The organism is Chlorobaculum parvum NCIB 8327 (assembly GCF_000020505.1).
Lineage (GTDB): Bacteria > Bacteroidota > Chlorobiia > Chlorobiales > Chlorobiaceae > Chlorobaculum > Chlorobaculum parvum_A.
In genome coordinates, this window is sequence record NC_011027.1 from 1,864,430 (window position 1) to 1,886,227 (window position 21,798).

Consider the following 21,798-nt stretch of genomic DNA (forward strand, 5'->3'; position numbering starts at 1 on the left):
TGACAATGGGTGTGGCTCGTGCTGCCAAAACTGGCGCTAACAAGGCGCTGCACTCGGATAAATTACTCGCTGCGCTCGCAATTTACCGGTGAGCGCAAACGTTGGCACAAATAATCGCCTGAGAGAAAAAAGTCTGACTCCCAACACCTCGCAGCATTTGCTCATCCACGATCATCTCCTTCTTCCCCATCTCCGCAGAAACAGCACAACATCCATCTTTTCAACTTCACTTCTCGCAACACCGTAAACCATTTCAACGAGATCATCCTCCGGCGCTTCGAAATCGTAGCCGTTCAACGCGAGAAAAACGATGGCTGACACTGCGCCGACTCGCTTGTTTCCGTCGAGAAAAGGGTGATTCCTTACCAAGTGAAACAGATAGGCCGAAGCCATTTCGTGGATGTCGGTGTGCAGGAACTCACCTTTGAACGTTGCCGTCGGCATGGCAACTGCCGAGGTGAGCAGGCCCATCTCCCGAACGCCGAGCGTTCCGCCGTAACGGGTGATCTGATCGCGGTGGATGTGCAGAACCTCGTGAAGCTCCAGAAATCTCATCGCTTACTCGGCAAGTTTTTTCAACGCCTTTGCATAACGGGTGTTCACCTTCTCAAGCGCCGCACCGAACGCCGCGCTTCCTTCAGGATTTTTCAGCGGTGTGAGAATAAGCGCCTGCCCGTCCGTCGTGATTTCAAACGGAGTATCGGCATCGGCTCCGATCAGTTCAAGGATCGGTTTTTCGATCACCATCGCCATGCTGTTCCCGTGCTTTGTCAATTGCTTTATCATAGCCGCCTCAGTAAGGTTATAACTTTATCAGTACAAAGTTATAACATCGGCATCTCACCGCCAAGTTCCCGGAAGCATCCGCCTGCTACCGCGTTGTAACATTTTGTATATTTGTTATTAATCGCTATTACCCGATCTTTGACTGACCCCGTGCCGGGGCCGCCTCAACTTGTGAAAGGAGCTACGACCATGAGACTCGCCGTTAACATCGACCATATCGCCACCCTGCGCAACGCTCGCAACGAAGGCCATCCCGATCCGGTGGAGGCCGCCATTCTCGCCGAACAGAGCGGCGCGGCAGGCATCGTCTGCCACTTGCGCGAAGATCGCCGCCACATCAAGGACGACGACCTCGAACGGCTTCGTGAAGCCATCGACACCAAGCTCGATCTCGAAATGGCCATGACCAGCGAGATGCAGTCCATCGCGCTAAGGGTGAAACCCGAGCTGGTGACGCTTGTGCCTGAAAAGCGCGAGGAGCTGACCACCGAGGGCGGCTTCGCGATCCACACGCACTTCAAGCGCCTCACAGAGTTCATCAAACCGCTGCGCGACCACGGCGTCGAAGTGAGCATTTTCATCGAGCCCGAGGACGACGCCATCGAGCTGGCCGCCGAGGCGGGCGCGAACCTCGTGGAGCTGCACACCGGCCCCTACTCGCTCGCCACCGGCGACAAACAGATAGCCTACGAGCTGGAGCGCATCCGCACTGCGGCTCGCATCGCGCGTGAAGCCGGACTCGCAGTCGTTGCCGGGCACGGCCTGAGCGTGCACAACATCGCGCCGTTCCGCGAGCTGCACGACATCGAGGAGGTCAGCATCGGTCACGCCCTCATAGCCCGTGCGGTGCTGGTCGGACTGCCGGTCGCCATTCAGGAACTCCTCGACCACATCTCACGGTGAGCACCGAAACCATCGACATCGTGCTGGCCACCGGCAACCGCGACAAGGTGCGCGAGCTGAAACCGGTGCTTGAAGGCATTCATCCCGCGCTCCGGGTACGCGCGCTCTTCGAGCTGGGACTCGAAGCCGACGTCGAGGAGACCGAAACGACGCTCGAAGACAACGCGCGACTGAAAGCCGACGCGATCTTCGAGCTGGTCAGATCGCAACTGAACCATTTCATCGCGCTCGCCGACGACACCGGCCTCGAAGTCGATGCGCTCAACGGCGAACCTGGCGTCTATTCCGCACGGTTCGCCCCGATGCCGCCCGGCCAGTCGCCGACCTACGCGGACAACGTGCGCCACCTGCTCGACCGGATGACCGGAAAAACCGACCGCTCAGCGCGATTCAGGACGGTCATCGCCATGAAAGGGCTGTTGCCATCGGCGGCTGACAACGACGTAACGATTGAAGAAACGGTTGAGGGTAGCGTCGAGGGCGTCATTACCGAAACGACGATTGGCGAAGGTGGCTTCGGCTACGACCCGATCTTCATGCCCGCCGGGACAGGCAAAACCTTCGCCCAGCTCACCATCGACGAAAAAAACGCCATCAGCCACCGTGGACGAGCCGTGCAGGCCGCCGTGCGCCGAATCCGTCAACTTCTTGAGCAATGCGGACTTTAGCATAACCGAACCCCTACCCTTTTCATGAACCTCTTTCAGGCCATCATCCTCGGCATCGTCCAGGGCCTCACCGAGTTCCTGCCCATCAGCAGCTCCGCGCACCTGCGCATCGTGCCCGCCCTCGCCGGATGGGACGACCCCGGCGCGGCCTTCACGGCCATCGTGCAGATCGGTACGCTCGCGGCGGTGCTGATCTACTTCATGAAGGACATTATTTCCATCGTGGGCGCGGTGGTCTCCGACCTGCTCAAAGGCAAGCCGCTCGCCTCGGACGAATCGCGGACGGGCTGGATGATCGCCGCCGGAACGATACCGATCGTGGTGTTCGGCCTGGCGTTCAAGGATGACATCGAAACCACCCTTCGCTCACTCTACTGGGTTTCGGCGGCGCTGATCGCGCTGGCCCTCGTGCTGTCGATTGCCGAAAAACACACGAGCAACCGCGCCAGGCAGGGACGGCGGGGCAAGGCAATCAGCGAAATCACCTGGCTCGACGCGATGATTATCGGCTTCGCACAGGCGATGGCGCTCATCCCAGGATCGAGCCGCTCTGGCGTCACCATCACCGCCGGACTGTTCCGCAACCTCGACCGCGAAACCTCGGCGCGTTTCTCGTTCCTGCTCTCGCTCCCCTCGGTGTTCGCCGCAGGCATTTACCAGCTCTACAAAACCTGGGACGTCATCACCGCCTCGACCGACAACATGATCAACATCGCCGTCGCCACCGTGTTTGCCTTCATCTTCGGCTACCTCTCCATCGCCTTCCTGCTCACCTACCTCAAACGCCACAGCACCGGAATCTTCATCGGCTACCGCCTGCTACTCGGCATCAGCCTCATCATCATGATCGGCACCGGGCACCTGATGCCGTGATTGTCGGGACGCATGACCTGCGCCCTGATTGCGGATATGCCTCGGTATTTTGGAAAGGGCAGGCGCAAGGCCTGCCCCTACAGATCGCCCCGCCTCTCGTCCCAACATTATCAATTATCCACTGTCAATTATCAATTCACGCCCCCTGCACCTTCCTACCGGAATGCAACTTTCTACCGCGAAAATTTATTCTATTCCTGTAAACAAGGCCGGAAATTTTGTTATATATGAGGATTAGAATAAAAACATGAAAACCAAACTTTGGCCATGCCATACAGCTCGTCAGGTGTAGGGCATAATGGCTTTGATAAAGCGGATTTACACATACACACCAAATGTTCGGACGGCCTGTTCACACCCGAAGAGATCGTTCGTAAGGCGGTTCATGGCGGATTGAAAGCCATCAGCATCACCGACCATGATACCGTTGCGGGTATAGACAAAGCAAAGCCATTAGCACTCGAATTGGGGCTTGAGCTGATCCCTGGCGTAGAGATGAGCTCGGCCTACAAGGGGTATGACATCCATATCCTTGGGTATTTTTTTGACTATCAGCACTCAGAGCTGAAGCGTTATCTGGACAACTGCCGCCGCCTGCGCACGGAGCGGGCGGAGCGCATGGTGCAGAAACTCGGCAAAATGGGCGTCAAGATCGAGATCGAACAGATCATCATGAAAGCCCAGAACGGCAGCGTGGGGCGTCCGCACATCGCGGCGGTGCTTCAGGACGGCGGGTTCGTCAAAAGTTTCAGCGAAGCATTCAGCAAATACCTCGGCTCGCACAGCCCGGCCTACGTCAAAAGCATCGAAACGCATCCGCAGGAGGTCATCCGGCTCATCAACGAAGCCGGCGGGTTGTCGTTCCTGGCCCATCCGGCCCAGAACGTGCCCGATGAAATTCTGCGCCAGCTCATCTCCTTCGGGCTCGATGGGCTTGAAATCATTCACCCTTCGCACGACACCTACCGCCAGAACTACTACCGGGAGATTGCCAACGAGTACTTCATGCTCTTCTCGGGCGGCTCGGACTATCACGGCTTGAAAGATCACGAAGACAATTTCGGCCAGATCTGGATACCGTACGAGTGGGTCACCAAAATGAAAAGCCGGCTGTATCCGGTGATGAAGGGTTGAGATTTTTTTTGGCCCGTTGATGAAGAAACCTGCAAGTTTGCTATACTTGCACCACATACAGAGCGCCGGAAGTCGAATGGGCGCGATTTATGATGAATTGATTTTGATACTATGCCCCTGACGCTCATCGGTAACTTCGTGGATAGCAAAGTGCTCCAGCTCAAGGAGCTGCTGCTGACCATGCAGGAATTTTTCTATTTCGCGCTCAGAGCCTTTTCCACCCTGCCAAAAGCCAAACGCTACTGGCGGGATGTGCTTGATCAGGCGCTCATCTGCGGGGTCGAGTCGATTCCGATCGTGCTCGTCAGCTCGATCTCCATCGGCGCGCTGATGTCAATGGAAGTGGGCAACCTGCTCGAAGAGTTCGGCGCCAAGACGATGCTCGGGCGCTCCACCTCGAACGCCGTACTTCGCGAACTCGGCCCGCTCTTGATGGGCCTGATGCTTTCGGCGCGCTACGGATCGCGTAACGGCGCGGAACTCGGCGCGATGCAGATTTCCGAGCAGATCGACGCCCTGCGCGCCTTCGGCACCGACCCCATCGCCAAGCTCGTCATGCCGAGGCTGCTGGCCGCGCTCATCATGTTCGTGCCGCTCATCGCCCTCTCCGACTTCGCCGGATTGCAGACCGCCGCTCTCGTCGCTCAGTTCTACCACAAGCTCGACCCCGGCATCTTCTGGAACTCGATCTACCCGAGGCTGCTGCCGAAGGACTTCGTCGTCAGCTTCCTCAAAGCTCCGGTGTTCGCGATTATCATCACGCTGGTCAGCAGCTTCAACGGCTTCTCGGCACACGGCGGTACGGCTGGCGTTGGCCGATCAACCATCAAGGGTATCGTCGCCTCGTCGGGCCTGGTGCTCGTGGCCAACTTCTACGTCTCGAAAATCGTGCTCGACATCATGCACTGATATGATTGAACTCCGGAACGTCACGCTGAAGTACGGCGAAAAGGTAATTCTCGACAAGGTTTCGCTGACCGTGCAGGACAACACCATCAAGGCGATACTCGGCCCCAGCGGCGTCGGCAAAAGCACGATCATCAAGCTCATGCTCGGCCTCATCAAGCCAAACAGTGGGCAGGTCTTCGTCGATGGCGTCGATATTACCCCGCTCAAGGAGGCCGATCTTTACCCGATCCGGCGCAAAATGGGCATCGTCTTCCAGGGCAATGCCCTGTTCGACTCGATGACTATCGCCCAGAACATGAGCTTTTTCCTGCGCGAAAACCTGAGGCTGCCTGAAGAGGAGATCAAACAGCGGGTCACCGAGCAGATCCGGTTCGCCGGGCTCGAAGGCTACGAGGAGCAGCTCCCCGAAAGCCTCAGTGGCGGCATGAAAAAGCGCGTTGCGATTGGCCGGGCGCTGATCTTCAACCCGAAGATGATTCTCTTCGACGAACCGACCGCCGGTCTCGACCCGGTCAGCTCGCGCAAGATTCTGAACCTGATCGCCTCGCTCAAAAAGAGCAACGACCTCGGCGCGGTGTTCGTCACGCACATCATCGACGACGTGTTCGCCATCGCCGACGAAGTCTCCGTGCTGTACCAGAGCAAGATCATTTTCGACGGCCCGACCGAACAGTTGCACAATTCGGAGCACCCGTTCATCAAGTCGATCCTGTCGGACAAAATCCTCGAACTTTAATTTTTTCAAGTCCCCCTGTTATCGCATGAGAAACCTGAAAGAACTGAAATGGAGCGACCTTAAAACCGGCATTTTCTTTCTGCTCGGCCTCGGGTTCGCTGCCTATCTCGGCCTGGTCATCGGCAGAAACACCAGTGTGTTCACCGGTGTAACGACCATCAAGATCATGACCGAAAACGTCAACGGTCTGGCTGAAAACAACTTCGTTGCCGTCGCTGGCAAGAAGATCGGTACCGTCTCAAGCCTCAACTTCGCCACGGAGAACGACTCGCTGTTCGTCGTGGCCAACCTGAAGTTGCAGAACGAGTACGCAAACCTTGTCACGAAGGACTCGAAGGCCTCAATTCGCTCTCTCGGCGTGTTGGGCGATAAGTATGTGGACATCAAGGCGGGAACCGGAAAGCCGGTCAAGGAGGGTGATTTCATCCAGCTCGTGCCCGAAGACGGACTTTCCGCATTGACCGACAATGCCAAGAGCACCATCGAAAAGCTCAACACGCTGCTCGACAAGCTCAACAACGGCGACGGCCCTGCCGGACGGCTCATTTCAGACAAGCAGATGGGCGAAGACCTGCAAAAAACCGTGGCAAACCTGCGCAAGAGTTCAGAAGAGCTGAACAGTGTTGCCGGACAGATTTCAAACGGAAACGGGCTGCTGTCGAAGCTGCTGCATGACAAGTCGCTGGCAGAGGATACCGAACAGACCATTGCGAACCTTAAGAAAGCCTCCGCCGAAACCGAAACGCTCCTGAAGCAGCTCAACGAAGGCAAAGGCTCGCTCGGCAAGCTCAACAACGATCCGGCGCTCTACGACAACCTCAGCGCCACCCTGGTTTCGCTCGACTCCCTGCTCACCGATCTGAAGAGGAAGCCCAACCGCTACGTACGCTTCACCCTCTTCTGACCGCATCCTGAAGGCTCATGCGCCTGCTTCGGATACACCTTTTCGCCTGCCTGCTTGCGGTCGTTTCGCTGACGACCGCTACAGCAGGGCCGAATTTCAGAAGGCTCGATGCGGTGATGCAGGAAGCCGTCAACGACGGAGTCTTTCCCGGCGCAAGCCTTGCGGTGATCTACAAGGGCCAAACGGTCTATCACCAGGCCTTCGGCAGCCTGACCTACAACCTGAAAGACCCAGTCGCCGACACTACCACCATCTACGACGCCGCCTCGCTGACCAAGCCGATCGTCACCACCAGCATCATCATGCAACTTGTGGAACGCGACTCCCTCGACCTGCACGCCCCCGTCGCAAAATACCTGCCCAACTTCGCTTGCAACGGCAAGGAAAAGATCACCATCGAACAGCTCATGCGCCACAACTCGGGACTCAGGGCACACACCTTTTTTGCCGAGACCTGTCGCACGCCCAATGAGGTATTCCAGGCCATCGAACAGGATTCGCTCGCCTACAAGCCGGGAACGGAGACCAAATACAGCGACCTCGGCTTCATCCTGCTCGGCCGGATTATTGAAAAGGTGACCGGTCAAAGCCTACCCGCCAACTTCCACGCCCGCTTTTCGGGGCCGCTCGGCATGAAATCGACAATGTTCAATCCTCCCCGCCAACTCCAGCCATACATCGCCCCGACCGCCCCCGACACCACCTGGACACTTCCCAGATCGCGACCGCTCGTCAACGACCAGAATGCCGCCCTCCTCGGAGGAGCCGCAGGACACGCCGGTCTGTTCACAACGACAGGTGATTTGATGAAAATGGTGAAAATGCTCATGGCTGGAGGCAAGTACAACGGACACCGATATATTCAGGCAAAGACGGTCCGGATGTTCCTGAAGAAAACCGACGCCCCGAGAGCGCTCGGCTGGGACATCATCACCCCCGGAAAATCATCGGCAGGCAGCCGCTTCTCAGAAAAATCCTGGGGGCACCTCGGCTACACCGGCACCAGCATCTGGGTCGATCCGAAGCGAGATCTGGCGGTGATTCTGCTGAGCAACAGAGTCTGGCCGACCGAGGAGAACAAGAAGATTCGCAAATTCCGGCCACTGTTGCACGACACGGTAGTGGAGTGCCTGAACGACTGAACCGGCCCCGTTACCATTCAGAAGCCCCCGAAGCAAGATTATCAATAAAAAAGCAGGACAACGCATGAGCAGCTCCAGAGGGAAATCATTAACAATAGTTACCGCTATTGGCTGGCTTATACTGGGCGTAGCATTGAGCATCGTCGCGTTGCAGCGGCCACTCTTCGAGGAGAATCAGAACACCAAGTTCCTGCACGCAGCTGCCGCAAATGGCTACGGCTTCCTTTCCCATGACTGGATGGCCAATACCCTCGATCCACTCCCCGCCTTCACGCTGCTTATCGAGACCCTTTTCACGCTGCACAGCCTCCAGATAGTCTATGTGCTTTTTCCCATCCTGCTCGCCATTCTGCTCTGGTCGCTGGCAAGCATCTCGAATCGCCTGTTCGGCATCAAACACCATACCGCGGCGCTCGCCCTCTTCCTCGGCCTGCTTTTCGTCGAAGAAAAAAACATGCAGCTCGGCTTCGGAACCCAGTACCTCATCGGGCACTATTTCCAGCCCTGCGTTTTCGGCGTGCTCATCATTCTCGGCATCGAACGCTTTCTTGCAGGAGCCCGGATGTGGGCCTCGCTCGCCATTGCTGTAGGAGCTGCATTCCACCCGGCCTACATGCCCTCGGCCCTGCTCATTCAGGGAAGCTTCACGGCACTGACCATCTATCGCGAGAAAAAAATCAGCCGGGACGTCCTTCTCCCGCTCATGCTGTTCATCGGCCTGTCGGCACCACTGGTCATACGCTACAAACTGCTGTTTGCCTATACAACACCGGATATCGGACGGGAAGCGATGAGCATCCTCTCGACCCAGCGCATTGCAACCCACACCAAAGTGAGTCACTGGCTCAACTATGAGGATTACATTTCCATGGCGATCATCGTGATTTCGATGGGCATAGTCCGCAAATCACCGCTCTTCTGGATCATGCTGCCGCTAGCGGCGGTTATTGCCATCACGGTGCCGCTGCTCTATTTCGTCTCATGGCCCTCACTCGAAGTGCTCACACCCTGGAGAACATCGGTAATCCTGCTGCCGCTTGCCTACACGATTCTCGCCGGAAAGCTCTCCGCGAGTCTCATACCCTTGATGGAACGCAAACCGCTCGCCAGAAAGGTGCTGCTTCTGGTTGGCTGCATCGGCGTTATCGCGCCGGTCATGGCGCACCTTCCGGCACAGGCCTCCGCACTGTTCGCGACAAAAGAGAGCCCTGAAGAGAAAGTGATGAGCTTCGCCCGACATCACTCGACCGCCGATGACCTCTGGCTCATCCCGACGCGCAATGGTAAGTTCGATCCGTTTCGCCTTGAAACCGGCGCACCGATCTTCATCAACCTGAAAACCCACCCCTACAAAGACCGCGAGATCCTTGAATGGTATCACCGTAACAGAAAGGCTGAGGCATTCTACAAAAACGAAGCCACCTCGTCAGGACCGGCACTGCTCAGAGCCCTTCATACGAACTATGGAATCACGCACGCGGTCATCGACAGCAACGTGCCGGAATCGCTCTATACCGGTCTGCATATCTGCTGGAAAGACAAGCGCTATATGATCGTCGGTTTTCACAACAATTGACCAACAAACCAAGAGAACTTTGCCCTGGACAAGCACCCCTACGCGAATATCCCATCCATCGGCACAATCGGCAACGGCCTCTGCCGCAGCGACTCTTTTGCGGCGATCGCATTGGCGGCCTGCCTGCCGGTGAAGGCGGCAGCTTCCATGAGGAAAACCGGAGCGTTGGTGCGCACCCAGTCTCCAGCAAGAAAGAGATTAGGATAGGGAGTTTCAACGGCGGGTCGCTTGGCGTGGTCACCAGGTGCCCAGCGGGTGAAGTTCGATTGCATCATGAAGAGTTCGTGCCGGATCGTTGCATTTTTCGATTCCGGGAACATGGCGTACAGCTCTTGCAGCATCGCAGCGCGAATCTCCGGCTCGGGGCGAACGTCTTCCGGCGCAACGGCGTAGGCGTGCAGCTCGGCAACGCAGCCGCCGGTGCGCTTCGCCCAGTCGATGAAGGGCTGCTGGAAGCTCGAATAGAAGGTAATCGAGTCGGTGTAAGTATAGCCCGACACGGTGTAGAACGGAAAGTCGGCGGACGAAAGCGGGCGGTCGAGCCAGACACGCCAGACGACGTAGGGATCGGCCTCGCCGAGATCGGCCACGCGGTTGGCGAAGTCGCGGTTGTCTGGCTGGCTGCTGGCAATCAACTCGCGAGTGCCGCGCACGTCCGAAGCCACTACGCAGTAGTCGCACGGAAGCTCTTCGGCGGCGACGACGGCGGGCGACGAGCTTGACGGCGCCTTTTCGATGACGAGCATCTCCCCCGCCTCGCGAACGTCAAGTCGTGCAAGCGGCGCTTTCGGCGGGCCGCTGAAGGGCACCCCTTCGGCGTCGAACCGACCGGCGTGGCAGGGGCAGTACAGACCGTCCGAGCCCTCTTCGGAGCCGACCGGGCAACCCATGTGGGTGCAGCGCCCGTCGAGGGCGACCCACTCCGCTCCGCTCCGCGCCACGAGCACGGGAATCCCCGCTTCGGAGGTGTGTTGCAGCCACCCCGTCACCGGCACCTCGCGCTTCGGAATCGAAGCCACCGCGCCGCTCGCGCCTCCCGCGCCATCGAGCCGCACCGCCGTGACGCGCCCGTTTTGCATGACGAGGTTCCGCGCCTTTTGCCCTTTCAGCACCCGCACGCCCATCGACGTTAGCTTCTTCTCCAGCGGGTCGATGAGGGCGCTCATGCAGTCCTTCGTGGTGATTTTGAAGGCCAGCCCCTCCGGACTTCCCATGAAGTAGAAGTGGAAGTAGCGCATCGCCTCGGCGGCGGAGAGCACCTCCATACGATTCATCGTAGCGTCCGAAAAGGGGTGCAGCACGGTGTCGATAAACGCCGGAAGCACCTCGCCACGCTGGCAGTAGGTCATAAAATCGATGCTGTCCCAATCATGGAAGGTGCGGTCGTACTGGTAACGGAACATGCTGATGACCGGCCACAGTCCGGGATAGTCCTTCAGGAACGACGCGATGTCGAGCCGTTTCGACTGCTGGACGACTGACAGAATGTTGAACGGAAACCACTTCGGCGTCTGACCGAACACCTCGACCTGCTGGTCGCTGAAGATGACCGGATAGCCGGGTGAGGCGGTGAACATTTCGCTGCCAATGCCTGCCGAGGCGAACATTTCGTTCAGGTTGTAGTACTGATCGAAAAAGCCGTGGAAGCCGTGCTCCACCGGAAACTGCTCGCCGAGCGCCTCGATGGGCCAGCCGGTCAGCTTGCCGCCGAGCGACGGCGAGGCCTCGACCAGCGTCACCTCGAAGTTCCGCCGCGCAAGCTCCAGCGCCGAGCTGATGCCTGCCAGCCCGCCGCCGATCACCACCGCCTTTTTCGGTGTCGTCAGCTTCTCGGGCAACTCGTCATTATTCTTGCCGGAGGCATCGTATACCTCCTTACGGGGTTGATAATAGCCGACAAGACCGGCGGTTGCGGCGGTGACTGCGCCCGCCCCGATACCGGCGCGTTTGAGGAAATGCTGGAAAAACTCGCGTCGCTGCATGAAGGAATTGGTGGCGGTTCGAAAGGTTGCGGAACAACTACGTGAAGTTGACTCGTATATTTAAGAAGAAATGCAGGTTATCGCAACCAATGGTGAATCGATATGTCTGAAAAGCGGCTGACAATGAAAGAAACAATCCGGCAAAAAACCCTCGACCTCGGTTTCTGCGCCGCCGGATTCGCCGCTGCCAACCCGCTGTCCGAAGCGATGGAGATGTACCGCGCGATGATCGACGAGAAGCGGCACGGCGAGATGGGTTACCTCGAAACGGGCATTGAAGCGCGCGCCAATCCGGAGCTGCTTTTGCCCGGCGTTAAGACCGTCCTCTCCGTCGCCCTGCCGTGGCCCGCGCCCACAAAGCCCGGCGCAATCTCCGGCTACGCCGTCATTTCAGACTACCACCGCGTCGTTGGCGAACTGCTGAAGGAGCTGCTCGACTTCATCCGGTCGATCTGCGACCAGCCGGTCAACGGCAAGGTCTGCGTGGACAGCTCGCCGGTGCTCGAAAAAGAGTGGGCCGAAGCCGCCGGAATCGGACGCACCGGCAAGAACACGCTGCTCATCGTGCCCGGTTACGGCTCGCGAGTTTTCCTCGGAGAACTGCTGCTCGACCTCGACCTCGAACCAGACGCGCCACTCGACTGGGATCCCTGCGAAGGCTGCGCCGCCTGCCTCGACGCCTGCCCCACGGGAGCGCTCACCGCCTCCGGCAAGCTCGACGCCCGGCGCTGCATTTCATACCTGACGATAGAGCTGAAACGCGACTTCACCGACGAGGAGGCTGCAATGACCGAAGGCTGGCTTTACGGCTGCGACCACTGCCTCGACGCCTGCCCGCACAACACCGTCGCAAAGCACAAAGCCTATCCGGGTTTCGAGACGAAAAAAGAGCTGGCAGAACTGACCCCAGCCCATGCCCTCGAACTCACCAACTCGCAATTCCGCAAACTCTTCGCTGGAACCCCGGCAATGCGCCTCGGCCTACGCCGACTCAAGCGAAACGCACAGGCAGCGCTTGAAAGAACCAACAAACAATAAATCTCATTATTGTCGTTGTAGTCCTTGTTATCCCTGAAGTCATTTTGAAAAGCAACCGTACATCATGGAAACCTCCACCATCCTCTGGCTCGTCTCCGCGATCCTGCTCATCGCCGGATTCGCAGGCCTCCTGCTGCCCGCTCTGCCCGGCGTGCTGCTCATCTTCGCGGGACTCGTCTTAGCCGCATGGGCTGAAGGCTTTGCCTACGTCGGCTGGGGAACGCTCACCATTCTCGGCGTGCTCACCGCGGCGGCCTACCTCATCGACTTCCTCGCTGGACTGCTCGGAGCCAAACGCTTCGGCGCGGGCAAATACGGCATCATCGGCGCAGCAATCGGAACGGTGATTGGCCTTATCTTTGGTCTGCCGGGCATCATCATCGGGCCTTTCATCGGAGCCGTCCTCGGCGAACTCTACGCCAACAAAGACCTCCGCTCAGCCGGCACTGCCGGACTCGGAACCTGGCTCGGCATGGCTATCGGCATCGCCGTTCGCATCGCCGTAGCGTTCGTTATTGTTGGGGTGTTTCTGGTGGTGAGATTTTTGTGAGGAGATACGGTCTGACTGGTATCATGAAGGAAACAAAAAAGGCAGCCGGAACATCGCTTATCGCTTTGTTCCTGCTGCCTTTGCAGTCTTTTTCATTCTTACATCCAGCAGGGTTTGAACACTGCTGACATTATGATCTTACGCGCTCTTGTGTTGCCCCGGACTTCAGTCCGGGGATAAGATCAGTGCTTGAAGTGCCGCATCCCCGTAAACACCATCGCGAGGTTGTTGGCGTCGGCGGCTTCGATGACTTCGTTGTCGCGGATCGAGCCTCCGGGCTGGATGACGGCGGTGACTCCGGCTTCGGCGGCGGCGAGCAGGCCGTCGGCGAAGGGGAAGAAGGCGTCCGAGGCGACGACCGAGCCTTTCAGGTCAAGGCCCACTTCCGAAGCTTTCCAGCGGGCGATTTTCGAGGAATCGACGCGCGACATCTGGCCTGCGCCGACGCCAAAGGTCTGGCGGTTCTTGACGTAGAGAATCGTGTTGGACTTGATGTGACGGGCGATCTTCCAGGCGAACATCAGGTCGGCCAGCTCCTCTTCGGTCGGCTGGCGCTTCGTCACCACCTTCAGCTCTTCAGGAGCAACCATCTTGCTGTCGCGCTCCTGCACGAGCATTCCGAACGGCGTGGATTTGAACTCCCAGCCAGCTTTCGGCAGCGGCTGCTTCTGGAGCACGAGTCGGCGATCCTTCTTCTTCATGAGCAGATCGAGCACGCCCTCCTCGAAGGCCGGTGCGATGAGGATTTCGGTGAAGATTTCGTTGACCGCGTTTGCCGTCTCCATGTCGAGCGGGCGGTTGAAGGCGATGATTCCGCCGAACGGAGCCTGCGTGTCGGTCGAGAAGGCTTTGCGGTACGCCTCGCAGAGCGTCGGAGCCTGCGCGACGCCGCACGGGTTGGTGTGCTTGACGATCACCACCGACGGCTCCTCGCCGCGGAACTCTTCGATGATGCCAGTCGCGGCGGCGATATCGAGCATGTTGTTGTACGACAGCTCCTTGCCGTGCAGCTTCTCAAAAATCGCGCCGAACGAGCGGGTGCCGTTGCCATCGTCCATCTTGTAGAGTCCGGCGCTCTGGTGCGGGTTCTCGCCGTAGCGCATCCCCAGCTCCTTTTCGAGCTTGACGGTCATCGTGTCGTTCGCGCCTTCGACTCCGGCAGCTTTCGCCATGTAAGCCGCGATGGCCGTGTCGTAGCGCGAGGTGAGCGCATAGACCTTTGCCGCGAGCGTCAGGCGGGTTGTCCTCGTGGTCGCGCCGCCGTTTGACTTCATTTCGTCAAGCACGGTGGCGTAATCGGCGGCATCGGTGATGACCGTGACCGACTCGTTGTTCTTGGCCGCACTACGCAGCATCGACGGACCGCCGATGTCGATATTCTCGATCGCCTCCTCGAAGCTCACGTCCGCTTTGGCAATCGTCGCCTCGAAAGGGTACAGGTTAACCGCCACGAGGTCGATGAATTCGATGCCGTTCTCGCGAGCCGCCTGCTGGTGCTCGGCGTTATCGCGCACAGCGAGCAGACCGCCGTGGATTTTCGGATGGAGCGTCTTGACCCTGCCGTCCATGATTTCCGGAAAACCGGTGATGGTGGAGATGGATTCGGCTGCGATACCGGCATCCTGAAGCGCCTTAAGGGTACCACCGGTGGAGAAAATTTCGACACCCATCGAGGCCAGTTCACGGCAGAAATCGACGATGCCGGTTTTGTCGGAAACAGACACGAGCGCCCGTTTGATGACAGGATCGGACATGAGCAGAAAATTATTTTCGTTTAAATCGTAAAGTGAAACGGGGAATTTACAAAAATCCGCGATTTTACCGACCGGTGAACTAAACTCAGTTCCCGCCGGAGCCCGGCGCAGGAAACCTTTCAGCTTGAAAAAAGCAACGTTAGGGTGCATATTAGAAGAACTTCACAAAATCCTTTGCTCTCGATCTGAATGAGTGACAACAAAAAACGGCTGGCAGTCTTCTGCTCGGGAACGGGCTCCAATTTCAAAGCGCTGTTCCATGCGATCATCGAACGCGAGCTGCCCGCCGAGATCGTGCTATGCCTATCGAACCGCGCGGAATGCGGCGCGATGGATTTTGCGAAAGAGTATGGTATCGAGGCAATTCACTTGTCGGAATCGCAGTTCGATTCGCATGACGAGTTTGCCAGCGCTATGCTGGAGGCGCTCCGGAATCGGCAGATCGACATGATCCTGCTTGCCGGGTATCTGCGCAAGATCCCGGACGCGGTGATCGCCGCTTATCCGGAAAAGATCGTAAACATCCATCCGTCGCTTTTGCCGGAGTTCGGCGGCCACGGCATGTACGGAATTCGTGTGCACGAAGCGGTCATCGCATCGGGCGAAACCCGGAGCGGCGCGACGGTGCATTTCGTGAACGAGGAGTACGACAAGGGGCGCATCATCAAGCAGAACCATGTGCCGGTGCTGCCGGAGGACACGCCCGAATCGCTTGCCGAACGGGTGCTCCGCTGCGAACACCGCCTTTACCCCGATGCGCTCGAACAACTGCTTGACGAGCAGATGCCATGACAACGGCGACCATCAGCATCAGCGAAATCTTCCACTCCATTCAGGGCGAATCATCGTTCGCGGGATGGCCGTGCGCCTTCGTGCGCCTCGCCGGATGCGGCCACGGCTGCAACTACTGCGACACGACCTATGCCGAGGAAGCGGGCACGGCGATGACGATTGACGAAGTCGTCCGTCGCGCACTAACGTTCGATGCGCCAATCGTTGAAGTCACCGGCGGCGAGCCGCTGCTTCAGCCGGAGGTCTATCCGCTGCTCTCCGCACTCTGCGACAAAGGCGCGAAGGTGCTGCTCGAAACCGGCGGCTTCCTGCCGGTGAACCGCGTCGATCCGCGCGTGCATACGATCATCGATATCAAAACTCCGTCATCGGGAGTCGCCGAGCAGAACTGCATGGATAACATCCCGCTGGCACTCGCATCACCCAAACGCTTCGAGTTCAAGATCGTCGTAGCCTCGGAGGAAGACTACCTGTGGGCGCGCGATTTCATCACGAAACAAGGCCTGCTCGGCAAGTGCACGCTCATCTTCGGCACGGTGTTCGGCCAGCTCGAACCGCGCCTGCTGGCGGAGTGGATTCTGCGCGACCGGCTGCCGGTTCGGATGCAGCTTCAGCTGCACAAGTACATCTGGAACCCCGAAACGCGGGGGGTGTAGATGACGAGCCTCTCCGTCATCGTGCCGCTCTATAACGAGCGGGAGTCGCTCCCCGAGCTGTGCGCCCAACTGTTCGCAGCGCTGAACAGTCCCGATCTGGCGCGATGCTTCGATGCGCCGTTCAGCTTCGAGGTAATCATGGTCGATGACGGTTCAACCGATGGTTCCGACAAGGTGATCGGGGAGTTGATGACTGGCAGGCCAGAGCTAAAATTGATCTCGTTCCGCCGGAATTATGGTAAAACCGAAGCGCTTTCAGCAGGGCTGCGCGTGGCATCAGGCGAGGTGGTGGTAACGATGGACGCCGATTTGCAGGACGATCCACAGGAGATCGCGGCGCTCGTCATGAAACTGAATGAAGGCTTCGATCTGGTGAGCGGCTGGAAGCGCGAGCGCAACGACCCGCTGAGCAAAACGATGCCATCGAAGCTTTTCAACCTGACGACGCGCATCTTCAGCGGCATTCAACTGCACGACTTCAATTGCGGCCTGAAAGCCTTCAACCGGGAACTGGCCGATTCGCTCGACCTGCACGGCGAGATGCACCGCTACATTCCGGTGCTCGCCAAGTGGAAAGGCTTCCGCGTCACTGAAATTCCGGTCAGGCACCACGCCCGCAAATTCGGCACCAGCAAGTTCGGCGTGTCGCGGTTCCTACCCGGCCTGTTCGATTTCCTCTCGGTGATGTTCATCACGCGCTACCTGAGACGCCCCATGCACTTCTTCGGCATGATGGGACTCGGCAGCTTCCTCGCTGGCCTGAGCATCGGCCTGTATGTCACCATCGAAAAGTACTTTTTCAACCAACCGGCAGGCAACCGGCCGATTCTCTTTCTTGGCATACTGCTCATCATCCTCGGTGTGCAGTTCTTCTCGACCGGTCTGCTCGGCGAGATGCTCTCAAGCCGGCAGTCGCAGCACGGCGGCTGGTCGATCCGCAAAACCGCAAACCTGCCTGACACCATCATCGACAAACTGAACGAGTGAACTTCCGGCAGCAGATCGCCGTTACGGTATGCTCGATTCACGAAAACATCCAAACCAGACGATAGTATGAAACGGGTCGGCGCCCATGTCAGTATTGCCGGAGGCGTCGAAAACGCCCCGCTGAACGCACAGAAAATCGGCGCGAAAGCGTTCGCCATGTTCACTCGGAACCAACGCCAGTGGCACTCCGCACCGCTTTCGACGGCTTCGATCGAGGCATTCCGGCGGAACTGCGAGGAGGCGGGATTCCTGCCCCAGCACATTTTGCCGCACGACAGCTACCTCATCAACCTCGGCGCTCCCGAAGTTGAAAAGCTCGAAAAGTCGCGCAAGGCGTTCACCACCGAAATGCAGCGCGCCGAAGCGCTCGGCCTCACGATGCTGAACTTCCACCCCGGCAGCCATCTCAATCTCGTCAGTGAGAATGAGTGCCTCGCCACCATCGCCGAGTCGGTGAACCTGTCGCTCAACGCGACGGCGGGCGTAACGGCGGTGATCGAAAACACGGCAGGACAAGGCAGTAATCTCGGCTGGCGCTTCGAGCATCTTGCGCGAATCATCGAGCTGGTCGAAGACAAATCGCGGGTCGGCGTCTGCCTCGACACCTGCCACCTGTTCGCCAGCGGCTACGACCTGCGTACGCCCGAAGCGTTCGACGCCACGCTGGCGGAGTTCGACCGCGTGGTGGGCTTATCGTACCTGAGGGGAATGCATCTGAACGATGCAAAACAGAAGCTTGGCAGCCGGGTTGACCGGCACGCCTGCATCGGAGAGGGAATGATCGGGCGCGAGGCGTTCGTGCATCTCATGCAGCACCCGGCGATGGAGGAGATTCCGCTGATTCTCGAAACTCCGAACTCCGAAAGCTGGGCAGAGGAGATCGAGATGCTTTACAGCTTCGAGAAAGAGTAATTACGTCCGCCGCAGAAAGCGCGCCACCGAAAAGATGCTGCCAAAAACTCCGAGCACGAGGCCAAGCAGGGCCATCGCGGGATAGACGTAGAGCGTGGAAGGATGCAGAATCTGGTAGATGGCCGGCTCGAAGCGCAGCAAGGCCTGATCGAACGCGAGCCAGAGGCCGAGCGCGGCCAGTCCGCCTGAAATCAGTCCGAGCACTGCACCCTCGATAAGAAATGGCGCGCTGATGAAGCGGCGGGTGGCCCCGACCAGCCTCATGGTTTTGATGCGGTCACGCCGGGCGTACATGGCAAGCCGTACCGTAAAAGCGTTCATAACGATGGTGGCCAGCGCAATCACGCCACCGGCGACAGCCGTAATCAGCGTAAAAAGCCGCGCGTTCTTCTCGATGCCTGTCAGATACTCCTGATTGTACCGGATGTCGAGCCCCTGTTGCAAGGCTTCAAGCTTCTTTCTGATAACGGCGATACTGTCCGGAAGAGCGTAGCGCTGATCGATATTCAGCGTCACCGAGCGAGGGAGGGGATTCATGCCCAGAATGGTCACGACATCCTCTCCAAAATCACGCCTGAACCTCGATGCAGCTTCATCCCGGGAGATATAGTGCGTTTCAGCCACTCCGGGAATCGCCTGCATCTTTTCTCCGAGCGAGCGCGCCTGACCGTCGTTGACGGTTTCATCAAAGAAAACCTCCAGTTCAACGCGAGAGCGCACCTCCTGAATCACCTGATAAAAGCTGAGAGAGACCGTGCCGAACAAGCCCAGCAACAGTAGTGAGAAAAAGCCGACAGCTATGGTCACAAAAGCAGGAAGTTTGGCCCGGCCAATCCCTGAAAAACCCTCTTTCATACTGTACAGCAGCCCCATAGTGTCATTTTTTTTCAGCTTTTAAAACTTTCACCCCCAAGATTCAAAAAAAGCTGTTGGAAATGCAAATTTTTTTTCTGATAATTAAGCCTTCTCGATGGGGCTATAGCTCAGTTGGTAGAGCATTTGCATGGCATGCAAAGGGTCAGGAGTTCGAGTCTCCTTAGCTCCACGAAAAATACAGGAAAAGCGCAGGTTACCCTGCGCTTTTTTTATGCCCTTTCCGCCGAACGCTTCACGCCTTCGAACCTCCTTTTGCAACGCCAAACACCAGAAAAATCATCCCGACAAACAGCGATGCTGCAAGTCCAAACACGATGTTAAGCCCTGCGGCAACCAGCACGGTCTTCACGCTGAAACTGACAGCTGTTCCGATAACCGGCGCGGCGACCATGTGAGCAGCAGCCGTCAACAAAGTGAAAAGAGAGCTCGTGGCAATGCTGGCCGCAAACGAAACAAAAAGCTGTTCACGCTTTCCTGCCCGAACCGCTTTTTCGCGCTCTCTCTGCTTTTGCCAGTCCGGGTCGAGTCGGCTTTGTATCACCATGGCCGAGAGCGCAACAACCAACAGCGCAGGAACATACATTGCATAGACGCGCAGCGCTTCGGCGCGATCGGGACTGAATGCGCCGCCGTCAAACCAGCCGGAAACAATGCCGAGAATCCAGGTAGAGGTAGCGAAGAAAACGCTTCCCCACAAAAGGGTAATAACAATCCATGTCCAGACCGATTGTGACGGAGTTTTTTTCGTGGATGAGTTCATTGATGATCAGTTGAGTGAATGAAGATGTGCTGACTACTGTCTGCTAACAACGGCTGAACCGCTTATTCCATTCCAGCCAAAGCAGTTCAGAGGTCACAACAGAGCTAATTCTCCATTGAACTATTCGGAAAGCCGGAGTGAACGACAGATGACAAAATGACCTGTTTGGCGTGTTATGCAAACCCCTTTTTCTCTTTCATGGTTTTTATGTTTCCCCTTGATATATTAGCTTCACTTGCCGCTGGACGGTAAAGATTTTACACAATCTCAAGATTTGATCGATATGTGCGGAGTTTTCGGCATTTTCAACTCAAAAACTCCCGCCGAAGATACCTTTTACGGCCTCTACTCGCTACAACACCGGGGACAGGAAGCAGCAGGTATCGTAGTTGCCGAATACAACAAGGCCAAGAAAAAGACCCTGTTCAAGCAGCATAAAGGGCCGGGACTGGTATCCGAAGTTTTCAGGGACGAACAGATTTTCGAGAACCTGAGCGGATACGCAGCAATCGGCCATAACCGCTACTCCACCACCGGCGCCTCCAAATCGAACAACAACATCCAGCCTTTCTCCCTCACCTACCGCTCCGGCAGCCTCGCCATCGCCCACAACGGAAACCTGACCAATTCGAGAGTTTTGCGCAAGGAGCTGACCGAAGAGGGCGTGATTTTCCAGGCCTCATCGGATACCGAAATCATCCCGCACCTTGCTGCGCGCAGCAAGGAAAAAGAGCCACTGCACCAGATTTACGATGCATTGCGGCAGGTAGAAGGAGCTTTTTCGATCGTGATTCTGGCCAACAACCAGATGATTGCGGCGCGAGACCCTTACGGCGTGCGCCCCTTGGCTCTCGGCAAGAAAATCGATCCCGCAACCGGTGAGCTGGCCTACGTGGTAGCAAGCGAAACCTGTGCTTTCGACATCATCAAGGCTGAGTACATCCGCGACATCGCACCGGGAGAGATTCTCTTGATCGACCACCTCTCAATAGAAAACGAAAAGCCGATCTCGCTGTTCCTGCCGCCGGTCGAGCGCAAGGCTCGCTGCATCTTCGAGTATGTCTATTTCGCCCGCCCGGACAGCTTCATCTTTCGGCACTCGGTTGACAAGGTGCGCAGAAACCTCGGCAAGAACCTGGCCAGGGAATCAACGATCGAACGAGACCCCAACGACAAGGAGCTGGCCGTAGTCAGCGTGCCGGACTCATCGAACACGGCTGCGCTCGGCTTCGTCAGAGAAAGCAACAAACTCGGCAAGCCTGCGCGCTTCGAGCACGGCCTGATCCGCAACCACTATGTTGGCCGCACCTTTATTCAGCCGGGCATTCAAAGCCGTGAAATCAAGGTTCGCTCGAAATACAATATCGTGCGCGGCGTCATGCAGGGCCGTCCGATCATCCTCGTCGACGACTCGATCGTGCGCGGCACGACAGCCAAGATGCTCATCAAGCTCGTTCGCGAAGCCAATCCGAAAGAGATTCATCTGCACATCAGCTCGCCACCGATCACCAATCCCTGCTTTTACGGCATGGACTTCCCCTCCAAGCGACAGTTGCTGACCCACATGCTTGCCGACGCGGAGGACGAGCTGGGAAATATTGAAAAAATCAGGGACTACATCGGTGTGGATTCACTCCGCTACCTGACCATGCAGGGGCTTCTGAACAGCGTGCCGGAATTCGAGGGCGAAAAGTGCAGCTACTGCACTGCCTGCTTCAGCGGCGACTACCCTATCCCGATTACCGACGCCACGACCGACAAAGAGGAGAACGACTGATCACCTCCCCGGCAAAGCGCCACCTGAATTCAGCAGAAAAGCCGGTCGAATCCCAAAAGATTCGACCGGCTTTTTCCATTCTT

Annotated in this window: 22 protein-coding genes and 1 tRNA gene; 17 read left to right on the top strand and 6 right to left on the bottom strand. The window is 57.6% G+C overall.

What is annotated here, in order from left to right:
* Positions 1-171 precede the first annotated feature (171 nt).
* On the bottom strand, positions 172-555 hold the full coding sequence (locus CPAR_RS08610) for a type II toxin-antitoxin system death-on-curing family toxin (protein ID WP_012502927.1): 384 nt from the start codon (positions 553-555) through the stop codon (positions 172-174).
* Between the two features lie 3 nt (positions 556-558).
* Entirely contained in the window at positions 559-786 is a 228-nt protein-coding gene (locus CPAR_RS08615; RefSeq protein ID WP_012502928.1) for an AbrB/MazE/SpoVT family DNA-binding domain-containing protein, read from the bottom strand.
* A 189-nt stretch (positions 787-975) separates the two neighbouring features.
* On the opposite strand from CPAR_RS08615, the gene CPAR_RS08620 reads away from it, so the two are divergent.
* The 9 genes from CPAR_RS08620 (at position 976) to CPAR_RS08660 (ending at position 9,631) form a co-directional block, all read left to right on the top strand.
* Positions 976-1,689: a pyridoxine 5'-phosphate synthase gene (locus CPAR_RS08620; RefSeq protein WP_012502929.1), complete on the top strand. Its 714-nt coding sequence runs from the start codon at positions 976-978 to the stop codon at positions 1,687-1,689.
* Positions 1,686-2,357: an RdgB/HAM1 family non-canonical purine NTP pyrophosphatase gene (gene rdgB / locus CPAR_RS08625; RefSeq protein ID WP_012502930.1), complete on the top strand. Its 672-nt coding sequence runs from the start codon at positions 1,686-1,688 to the stop codon at positions 2,355-2,357. The genes CPAR_RS08620 and rdgB overlap by 4 nt, the downstream gene beginning before the upstream one ends.
* A gap of 24 nt (positions 2,358-2,381) precedes the next feature.
* A complete protein-coding gene (locus CPAR_RS08630; RefSeq protein WP_012502931.1) occupies positions 2,382-3,230 on the top strand; it encodes an undecaprenyl-diphosphate phosphatase in 849 nt (282 codons plus the stop codon).
* Positions 3,231-3,497: 267 nt separating this feature from the next.
* Positions 3,498-4,364, top strand: coding sequence for a PHP domain-containing protein (locus tag CPAR_RS08635; RefSeq protein ID WP_012502932.1), 867 nt, complete (start codon positions 3,498-3,500; stop codon positions 4,362-4,364).
* 111 nt (positions 4,365-4,475) lie between these two features.
* Complete coding sequence (locus tag CPAR_RS08640) at positions 4,476-5,273, top strand: MlaE family ABC transporter permease (protein WP_012502933.1); 798 nt, start codon at positions 4,476-4,478, stop codon at positions 5,271-5,273.
* A gap of 1 nt (position 5,274) precedes the next feature.
* The gene (locus CPAR_RS08645) at positions 5,275-6,009 is read left to right on the top strand and encodes an ABC transporter ATP-binding protein (RefSeq protein ID WP_012502934.1); all 735 of its coding nucleotides are present in this window, start codon (positions 5,275-5,277) and stop codon (positions 6,007-6,009) included.
* Positions 6,010-6,034: 25 nt separating this feature from the next.
* Entirely contained in the window at positions 6,035-6,913 is an 879-nt protein-coding gene (locus CPAR_RS08650) for an MlaD family protein (protein WP_012502935.1), read from the top strand.
* A gap of 17 nt (positions 6,914-6,930) precedes the next feature.
* A complete protein-coding gene (locus CPAR_RS08655; protein ID WP_012502936.1) occupies positions 6,931-8,055 on the top strand; it encodes a serine hydrolase domain-containing protein in 1,125 nt (374 codons plus the stop codon).
* Positions 8,056-8,119: 64 nt separating this feature from the next.
* The gene (locus CPAR_RS08660) at positions 8,120-9,631 is read left to right on the top strand and encodes a DUF6798 domain-containing protein (protein ID WP_012502937.1); all 1,512 of its coding nucleotides are present in this window, start codon (positions 8,120-8,122) and stop codon (positions 9,629-9,631) included.
* Between the two features lie 38 nt (positions 9,632-9,669).
* Here the strand turns inward: CPAR_RS08660 and CPAR_RS08665 are convergent, their stop codons facing one another.
* Positions 9,670-11,613, bottom strand: a complete 1,944-nt coding sequence (locus tag CPAR_RS08665; protein WP_012502938.1) for an FAD-dependent oxidoreductase — start codon at positions 11,611-11,613, stop codon at positions 9,670-9,672.
* Between the two features lie 123 nt (positions 11,614-11,736).
* Between CPAR_RS08665 and queG the strand changes: the two genes are divergently transcribed.
* Together queG and CPAR_RS08675 are read left to right on the top strand one after the other, a co-directional pair.
* Entirely contained in the window at positions 11,737-12,651 is a 915-nt protein-coding gene (gene queG / locus CPAR_RS08670) for a tRNA epoxyqueuosine(34) reductase QueG (RefSeq protein ID WP_232203892.1), read from the top strand.
* A 64-nt stretch (positions 12,652-12,715) separates the two neighbouring features.
* The gene (locus tag CPAR_RS08675) at positions 12,716-13,201 is read left to right on the top strand and encodes a DUF456 domain-containing protein (protein WP_012502940.1); all 486 of its coding nucleotides are present in this window, start codon (positions 12,716-12,718) and stop codon (positions 13,199-13,201) included.
* Positions 13,202-13,383: 182 nt separating this feature from the next.
* Here the strand turns inward: CPAR_RS08675 and purH are convergent, their stop codons facing one another.
* Complete coding sequence (gene purH, locus CPAR_RS08680) at positions 13,384-14,955, bottom strand: bifunctional phosphoribosylaminoimidazolecarboxamide formyltransferase/IMP cyclohydrolase (RefSeq protein ID WP_012502941.1); 1,572 nt, start codon at positions 14,953-14,955, stop codon at positions 13,384-13,386.
* Between the two features lie 189 nt (positions 14,956-15,144).
* On the opposite strand from purH, the gene purN reads away from it, so the two are divergent.
* The 4 genes from purN (at position 15,145) to nfo (ending at position 18,302) form a co-directional block, all read left to right on the top strand.
* The gene (gene purN, locus CPAR_RS08685) at positions 15,145-15,747 is read left to right on the top strand and encodes a phosphoribosylglycinamide formyltransferase (protein ID WP_012502942.1); all 603 of its coding nucleotides are present in this window, start codon (positions 15,145-15,147) and stop codon (positions 15,745-15,747) included.
* Positions 15,744-16,403, top strand: a complete 660-nt coding sequence (locus CPAR_RS08690) for a 7-carboxy-7-deazaguanine synthase QueE (RefSeq protein WP_012502943.1) — start codon at positions 15,744-15,746, stop codon at positions 16,401-16,403. The genes purN and CPAR_RS08690 overlap by 4 nt, the downstream gene beginning before the upstream one ends.
* Positions 16,404-17,390, top strand: a complete 987-nt coding sequence (locus CPAR_RS08695; RefSeq protein WP_012502944.1) for a glycosyltransferase family 2 protein — start codon at positions 16,404-16,406, stop codon at positions 17,388-17,390.
* Positions 17,391-17,456: 66 nt separating this feature from the next.
* Positions 17,457-18,302 (top strand): deoxyribonuclease IV, encoded by an 846-nt coding sequence (gene nfo, locus CPAR_RS08700; RefSeq protein ID WP_012502945.1) that lies wholly within the window; start codon positions 17,457-17,459, stop codon positions 18,300-18,302.
* Here the strand turns inward: nfo and CPAR_RS08705 are convergent, their stop codons facing one another.
* Positions 18,303-19,175 (bottom strand): cell division protein FtsX, encoded by an 873-nt coding sequence (locus CPAR_RS08705; RefSeq protein ID WP_012502946.1) that lies wholly within the window; start codon positions 19,173-19,175, stop codon positions 18,303-18,305. It abuts the gene before it with no gap.
* 99 nt (positions 19,176-19,274) lie between these two features.
* Here CPAR_RS08705 and CPAR_RS08710 point away from each other — a divergent pair.
* Positions 19,275-19,347 (top strand) — tRNA-Ala (locus tag CPAR_RS08710).
* A gap of 63 nt (positions 19,348-19,410) precedes the next feature.
* On the opposite strand, the gene CPAR_RS08715 is transcribed toward CPAR_RS08710, so the two are convergent.
* Positions 19,411-19,938, bottom strand: coding sequence for a hypothetical protein (locus CPAR_RS08715; protein ID WP_012502947.1), 528 nt, complete (start codon positions 19,936-19,938; stop codon positions 19,411-19,413).
* A 283-nt stretch (positions 19,939-20,221) separates the two neighbouring features.
* Between CPAR_RS08715 and purF the strand changes: the two genes are divergently transcribed.
* A complete protein-coding gene (purF, locus tag CPAR_RS08720; RefSeq protein WP_012502948.1) occupies positions 20,222-21,715 on the top strand; it encodes an amidophosphoribosyltransferase in 1,494 nt (497 codons plus the stop codon).
* Positions 21,716-21,798: the final 83 nt, after the last annotated feature.

Bases quoted from the DNA above. Each gene is read 5' to 3' on its own strand.
- CPAR_RS08675 (WP_012502940.1), top strand. From the start codon at position 12,716: ATGGAAACCTCCACCATCCTCTGGCTCGTCTCCGCGATCCTGCTCATC.
- CPAR_RS08640 (WP_012502933.1), top strand. From the start codon at position 4,476: ATGCCCCTGACGCTCATCGGTAACTTCGTGGATAGCAAAGTGCTCCAG.
- queG (WP_232203892.1), top strand. From the start codon at position 11,737: ATGAAAGAAACAATCCGGCAAAAAACCCTCGACCTCGGTTTCTGCGCC.
- CPAR_RS08705 (WP_012502946.1), bottom strand. From the start codon at position 19,175: ATGGGGCTGCTGTACAGTATGAAAGAGGGTTTTTCAGGGATTGGCCGG.
- purN (WP_012502942.1), top strand. From the start codon at position 15,145: ATGAGTGACAACAAAAAACGGCTGGCAGTCTTCTGCTCGGGAACGGGC.
- CPAR_RS08615 (WP_012502928.1), bottom strand. From the start codon at position 786: ATGATAAAGCAATTGACAAAGCACGGGAACAGCATGGCGATGGTGATC.
- CPAR_RS08695 (WP_012502944.1), top strand. From the start codon at position 16,404: ATGACGAGCCTCTCCGTCATCGTGCCGCTCTATAACGAGCGGGAGTCG.
- CPAR_RS08715 (WP_012502947.1), bottom strand. From the start codon at position 19,938: ATGAACTCATCCACGAAAAAAACTCCGTCACAATCGGTCTGGACATGG.
- CPAR_RS08690 (WP_012502943.1), top strand. From the start codon at position 15,744: ATGACAACGGCGACCATCAGCATCAGCGAAATCTTCCACTCCATTCAG.
- CPAR_RS08645 (WP_012502934.1), top strand. From the start codon at position 5,275: ATGATTGAACTCCGGAACGTCACGCTGAAGTACGGCGAAAAGGTAATT.
- CPAR_RS08665 (WP_012502938.1), bottom strand. From the start codon at position 11,613: ATGCAGCGACGCGAGTTTTTCCAGCATTTCCTCAAACGCGCCGGTATC.
- CPAR_RS08630 (WP_012502931.1), top strand. From the start codon at position 2,382: ATGAACCTCTTTCAGGCCATCATCCTCGGCATCGTCCAGGGCCTCACC.
- CPAR_RS08635 (WP_012502932.1), top strand. From the start codon at position 3,498: ATGCCATACAGCTCGTCAGGTGTAGGGCATAATGGCTTTGATAAAGCG.
- CPAR_RS08610 (WP_012502927.1), bottom strand. From the start codon at position 555: ATGAGATTTCTGGAGCTTCACGAGGTTCTGCACATCCACCGCGATCAG.
- CPAR_RS08655 (WP_012502936.1), top strand. From the start codon at position 6,931: ATGCGCCTGCTTCGGATACACCTTTTCGCCTGCCTGCTTGCGGTCGTT.
- purF (WP_012502948.1), top strand. From the start codon at position 20,222: ATGTGCGGAGTTTTCGGCATTTTCAACTCAAAAACTCCCGCCGAAGAT.
- purH (WP_012502941.1), bottom strand. From the start codon at position 14,955: ATGTCCGATCCTGTCATCAAACGGGCGCTCGTGTCTGTTTCCGACAAA.
- CPAR_RS08620 (WP_012502929.1), top strand. From the start codon at position 976: ATGAGACTCGCCGTTAACATCGACCATATCGCCACCCTGCGCAACGCT.
- CPAR_RS08650 (WP_012502935.1), top strand. From the start codon at position 6,035: ATGAGAAACCTGAAAGAACTGAAATGGAGCGACCTTAAAACCGGCATT.
- CPAR_RS08660 (WP_012502937.1), top strand. From the start codon at position 8,120: ATGAGCAGCTCCAGAGGGAAATCATTAACAATAGTTACCGCTATTGGC.
- nfo (WP_012502945.1), top strand. From the start codon at position 17,457: ATGAAACGGGTCGGCGCCCATGTCAGTATTGCCGGAGGCGTCGAAAAC.